This is a genomic window from Conyzicola sp. (genome assembly GCF_046714715.1).
In the GTDB taxonomy this organism is placed as follows: domain Bacteria; phylum Actinomycetota; class Actinomycetes; order Actinomycetales; family Microbacteriaceae; genus Conyzicola.
Genome location: NZ_JBKKAD010000154.1, coordinates 1 through 4,475, shown reverse-complemented (window position 1 = coordinate 4,475; position 4,475 = coordinate 1). Strand labels below are relative to the sequence as shown.

Annotated in this window: 7 protein-coding genes; 3 read left to right on the top strand and 4 right to left on the bottom strand. The window is 68.9% G+C overall.

The annotated features are described in order from the left end of the window. Positions 1 to 135 precede the first annotated feature (135 nt). Together ACLQ6X_RS11540 and ACLQ6X_RS11535 are read right to left on the bottom strand one after the other, a co-directional pair. Positions 136 to 624: a dihydrofolate reductase gene (locus tag ACLQ6X_RS11540; RefSeq protein WP_411700307.1), complete on the bottom strand. Its 489-nt coding sequence runs from the start codon at positions 622 to 624 to the stop codon at positions 136 to 138. Further along, entirely contained in the window at positions 621 to 1,415 is a 795-nt protein-coding gene (locus ACLQ6X_RS11535; RefSeq protein WP_411700306.1) for a thymidylate synthase, read from the bottom strand. The genes ACLQ6X_RS11540 and ACLQ6X_RS11535 overlap by 4 nt, the downstream gene beginning before the upstream one ends. Positions 1,416 to 1,472: 57 nt before the next feature. On the opposite strand from ACLQ6X_RS11535, the gene ACLQ6X_RS11530 reads away from it, so the two are divergent. Both ACLQ6X_RS11530 and ACLQ6X_RS11525 read left to right on the top strand, forming a co-directional pair. Then, on the top strand, positions 1,473 to 1,898 hold the full coding sequence (locus ACLQ6X_RS11530; protein ID WP_411700305.1) for an OsmC family peroxiredoxin: 426 nt from the start codon (positions 1,473 to 1,475) through the stop codon (positions 1,896 to 1,898). Beyond that, positions 1,898 to 2,782, top strand: coding sequence for a TIGR01777 family oxidoreductase (locus ACLQ6X_RS11525; protein WP_411700304.1), 885 nt, complete (start codon positions 1,898 to 1,900; stop codon positions 2,780 to 2,782). Before ACLQ6X_RS11530 ends, ACLQ6X_RS11525 begins: the two co-directional genes overlap by 1 nt. A gap of 28 nt (positions 2,783 to 2,810) precedes the next feature. Here the strand turns inward: ACLQ6X_RS11525 and ACLQ6X_RS11520 are convergent, their stop codons facing one another. Together ACLQ6X_RS11520 and dapB are read right to left on the bottom strand one after the other, a co-directional pair. Then, the gene (locus ACLQ6X_RS11520; protein WP_411700303.1) at positions 2,811 to 3,254 is read right to left on the bottom strand and encodes a tetratricopeptide repeat protein; all 444 of its coding nucleotides are present in this window, start codon (positions 3,252 to 3,254) and stop codon (positions 2,811 to 2,813) included. Beyond that, positions 3,251 to 3,982, bottom strand: coding sequence for a 4-hydroxy-tetrahydrodipicolinate reductase (dapB, locus tag ACLQ6X_RS11515; RefSeq protein ID WP_411700302.1), 732 nt, complete (start codon positions 3,980 to 3,982; stop codon positions 3,251 to 3,253). The genes ACLQ6X_RS11520 and dapB overlap by 4 nt, the downstream gene beginning before the upstream one ends. Before the next feature lie 33 nt (positions 3,983 to 4,015). Between dapB and ACLQ6X_RS11510 the strand changes: the two genes are divergently transcribed. Next, positions 4,016 to 4,475, top strand: a 460-nt coding sequence (locus ACLQ6X_RS11510; protein ID WP_411700301.1) for a GNAT family N-acetyltransferase, incomplete at its 3' end; no start/stop codon positions are given.

The window sequence follows — 4,475 nt, the reverse complement described above, 5'->3', positions numbered from 1 at the left end:
AAACGTTCCCGTTGTGCAGGACGCGTCCTGCACAACGGGAACGTTTCACCGGTGCGTCACTGGCCGTGGATTCGAGCCGCTTGGGAAGCGAAAGGTGCGTCGAAGAGGAGCGCCCTCTTCGACAGGCGCCTAGGCCTAGACGCGCTCCCAGGTGACGAACGCGAGGCCGTCGCGGGTGTCGCGGGCGGTCTCGACCCATTCGTTGCGTGACCACTCGGGGAAGAAGGTGTCTCCGGCCGGGGAGTCGTCGATCTCGGTGAGCACGAGGCGGTCGGCCAGGGCGAGCGACTGGGCGTAGATCTCTCCCCCGCCGACGACGAACACCGGGGCGGTGTCTCCCCCCGGCGCCTGGGCCGCGGCGAGGGCCTCGTCGAGCGAGTGCGCGACCTCGACGCCGTCGTGCGACCAGTCGGTGCTGCGGGTGATCACGATGCTGCGGCGACCGGGCAGCGGGCGGCCGATCGAGTCGAAGGTCTTGCGGCCCATGATCATCACGCCGCCCATGGTGGTGCGCTTGAAGTGGGCGAGGTCCTCGGAGAAGTGCCAGGGCATGTCGCCGTCGAGACCGATCACGCGGTTGCGGCCCATCGCGGCCACGAGCGTGATCGACTGTGCCGACGTCATACGGCGATCGGGGCCTTGATCGAGGGAGCGGCGACGTAGTCGACGAGGGTGAAGTCTTCGATCTCGAAGCTGTCGATCTCGGTGCGCTCCGGGTTGATCAGCATCGTCGGCAGCGCGCCGGGCTCGCGGGTGAGCTGCAACTCGGCCTGCTCGATGTGGTTGCTGTAGAGGTGCGCGTCGCCGAAGGTGTGCACGAACTCGCCCGGCTCGAGGTCGGTGAGCTGCGCGACGATCATCGTGAGCAGGGCGTACGACGCGATGTTGAAGGGCACGCCGAGGAAGACGTCGGCGGAGCGCTGGTACAGCTGGCACGAGAGCTTTCCGTCGGCCACGTAGAACTGGAACATCGTGTGGCACGGCGGCAGCGCCATGTCGTCGACCTCGGCCACGTTCCAGGCGCTCACGATGTGGCGGCGCGAATCGGGGTTGTTCTTGATCGAGTCGATGACCTTGGCGATCTGGTCGATCGACCCGCCGTCGGGCGTCGGCCACGAGCGCCACTGGTGGCCGTAGACCGGTCCGAGGTCGCCGTTCTCGTCGGCCCACTCGTTCCAGATGTTGATGCCGCGCTCCTGCAGCCAGTGCACGTTGGTGTCGCCGCGCAGGAACCAAATCAGCTCGCCCACGATGCTCTTCTGGTGCAGCTTCTTCGTGGTCAGCATCGGGAACCCCTCGGAGAGGTCGAACCGCAGCTGTCGGCCGAAGACGCTGCGCGTTCCGGTGCCGGTGCGGTCGGATTTCTCGGCGCCGTTTTCGAGAACGTCGCGCAGCAGGTCGAGGTATTGCAGCATGCCTTCACGATACCGCCCCTCCCGGCTTAGGGTGAGATCGACGAAAGGGACCATCCAATGTCAGTCACCAGTGAAGCAACAACCCTGTGGTTCGGAGATCTGCACGGCGGATCGGGAACCACGTCGCTCGATTCTTCGGATGCCGCGGAGTTCCCGGTCTCGTGGGCGGCACGCTCCCAGGGCGAAGCCGGCAAGACCAACCCCGAAGAACTGCTCGGTGCGGCGCACTCCGCCTGCTTCTCGATGGCCTTCGCGAACGGACTCGCTACGGCCGGCCACACAGCGGAGAGCCTCCAAGTCACCGCGGCGGTGACCTTCGACCCGTCCGTCGGCATCACCGGCAGCCACCTGCTGGTCAGCGCCAAGGTGCCCGGAATCAGCGAGGAGGACTTCGAGCGCCTCGCGGCCGAGGCCAAGGAGAACTGCCCCGTGTCCCGCGCGCTCGCCGGCATCCCGATCACTCTCGAAGCCAGCCTCGCCTGATGCGGATACTTATGGCCGGAGCCAGCGGGCTCATCGGCTCCGAGCTGACCACCCAGCTTGAGGCCGACGGCCACGAAGTCCTGCGTCTCGTGCGCCGCGAACGCCGTTCCAGCTCGGAGTACCGCTGGTTCCCGGCGGCTCGCGTGATCGACCCCGGGCTCATCGCCTCGGTCGACGCCGTCATCAGCCTCTCCGGCGCCTCCACCGGCCGCCTGCCGTGGACGCCCGGCTACAAGCGCGAGATCCTGCGCTCGCGCATCGACGCCACCTGGACCCTGGCCGACGCCATCCCCAGCTCGCCCACACCGCCCGCCACCTTCCTCAGCGCGTCGGCCGTGGGCTTCTACGGTGACCGCGGCGACGAAGAGCTCACCGAGGAGTCCACGAAGGGCGAGGGCTTCCTCTCCGACGTCGTCGACGCGTGGGAGCAGGCCGCGAATCTGGCCGGCCACGCCACCCGGGTCGTGACCCTCCGCACCGGGCTCGTGGTCGGCGACGGCGGAGCGTTCACGCCGCTGCAGCTGCTCACCAGGTTCGGGCTGGGCGCCACACTCGGAACGGGAGCACAGTACTGGCCGTGGATCAGCCTGCACGACGAGGCCGCGGCCATCCGGCACCTGCTGACGTCGCAGCTCGCCGGTCCCGTCAACCTGGCCGGCCCGACGCCGGCCCGGTCGGAAGAGGTGACGTCGACGCTCGCCGAGGCGATGCACCGCTGGCACCCCTGGCGGATCCCCGAGCCCGTCGTGCGCACGGCGCTGCGCGAACCGGGACGCGAACTGCTACTGGCGAGCCAGAAGTCGGTTCCGCGCCGGCTGCTGGACGACGGCTTCGTCTTCGAGCACTCGACGGTGCAGCAGGCCATCGCGGCCGTCTGGCACTAGGTTTCGATACGGTCGCTGCGCGACCTACTCAACCGACGGTGCGCTCCAGCTTGATCGCCTCCCGCGTCGCCCAGCGCGCGCGGGAGCGGTCGCCGCTGGCGTCGTAGGCGAGGCCGAGCAGCAACCAGGCGCGCCACGAGTCGGGGTGCTGCTCCACCGCCTCCTTGTAGGCGGGAAACTGCGCGTCGGCGGCGGCGGCCTCGGCACGCCCGCTCGGCAGTCGCGGCAGGTCGTCGACGGGAAGTTCCCCTGCGGCGCCCATGATCCGCACGAGCCGCTCGCCGCGCAGCACGAAGGCGATCTCGCGGTAGAGCAGCCAGGCCGCGATGAGCGGCAGTACGAGCAGCGCGATCCCCATGGCGATGGCGACGCCGACACCCGTGCCGATGAGCACGAACGCGTAGTTGACCACGAACACGAGGTAGATCACGAGCAGCACCGCCATCGTGATGGCGGCTATGCGGCCCCTCACGAGATGTCGAGCAGCTTGTCGAGCCCGACCGTGACGCCCTCGGCTCCGCGTGTGGCGCGCAGGGCCAGCATGATGCCGGTCTCGTACGACGTCTCCGACATCGTGACGTGGCTCAGCGTGAGCGTCTCGCCGTTTCCGCCGAAGACCACGTCCTGCTTGGCGACGACGCCCTCCATGCGCAGGCTGTGGATCGGCACGCTCGCCACCTGCTGGCCGCGGGCGCGCTGGTCGGCGTGCGGTGCGATCACCGGGCCGAGCGTCGCGCGGGCCTTGCCGATGAGTTCCGCGGTGCGCACGGCGGTGCCGCTGGGCGAGTCCACCTTCGACGACTTGTGCGCCTCGATGATCTCGATCGAGTCGTAGAACCGGGCCGCGGTCGCGGCGAACGACGTGGCCAGCACCGAGCCGAGCGAGAAATTGGGGATGATGACGACGCCGACACCCGGCACGTCGGCGAGCAGGTGCTCGAGCGAGACGATGCGGTCGGCCGACCAGCCGGAGGTGCCGACGAGTACGTTCAGTCCGTTCGCCACCGCGAAGTCGACGACCCCCTGCGAGATGCCCGGCAGCGTGACATCCACCACTAGATCCGCCCCGAGCATGTCGCTGAGCGGGTTCTTCGAACCGAGCGAGGCGACGATCTCGAAGTCCTCGGATTCGTCGACGAGGCGGGAGACGAGACGTCCCATGGTTCCGGTTGCGCCGACGACGGCGACCTTCGTAGTCATGGTTCCCAACCTACAGCCGCCTAGGCTTGTGGCATGGTCACATGGCGCGAATCACAGACGACGGATGCCGCGGCTCACGCCCTGCTCGACGAGTACTTCTCCAGCCGCGAGCTGGGGTTCACCGGCGGCACCTACACCGTGTCGACCCCCGACCCCGAACAGTTCGTGCCGCCCCGCGGCGTGTTCGTCGTCGTCGAGGGCGAGGACCTCGCTGGCGAACCCGCCGACGTGGGCTGCGGCGGGATCCGGCGCATCGACGACGGCCCGAGCGGCGGGGTGCGGTTCGAGGTCAAGCACCTCTGGCTGCAGCCGCACACCCGCGGGCTCGGCTACGGGCGCGCGCTGCTGGCCGAACTGGAGCGCCGGGCGCGGGAGTTCGGCGCGACCGAGCTCGTGCTCGACACCAACGCGAGCCTCGCGGCCGCGGGCGGCCTGTACCGCTCGCAGGGCTTCGTGAACGTCGAACCGTTCAACGACAACCCGAACGCGACCG

Excerpts from the sequence above, each read along its gene's own strand:
- ACLQ6X_RS11530 (WP_411700305.1), top strand. The coding sequence starts at position 1,473 with ATGTCAGTCACCAGTGAAGCAACAACCCTGTGGTTCGGAGATCTGCAC.
- ACLQ6X_RS11525 (WP_411700304.1), top strand. The coding sequence starts at position 1,898 with ATGCGGATACTTATGGCCGGAGCCAGCGGGCTCATCGGCTCCGAGCTG.
- ACLQ6X_RS11535 (WP_411700306.1), bottom strand. The coding sequence starts at position 1,415 with ATGCTGCAATACCTCGACCTGCTGCGCGACGTTCTCGAAAACGGCGCC.
- dapB (WP_411700302.1), bottom strand. The coding sequence starts at position 3,982 with ATGACTACGAAGGTCGCCGTCGTCGGCGCAACCGGAACCATGGGACGT.
- ACLQ6X_RS11540 (WP_411700307.1), bottom strand. The coding sequence starts at position 624 with ATGACGTCGGCACAGTCGATCACGCTCGTGGCCGCGATGGGCCGCAAC.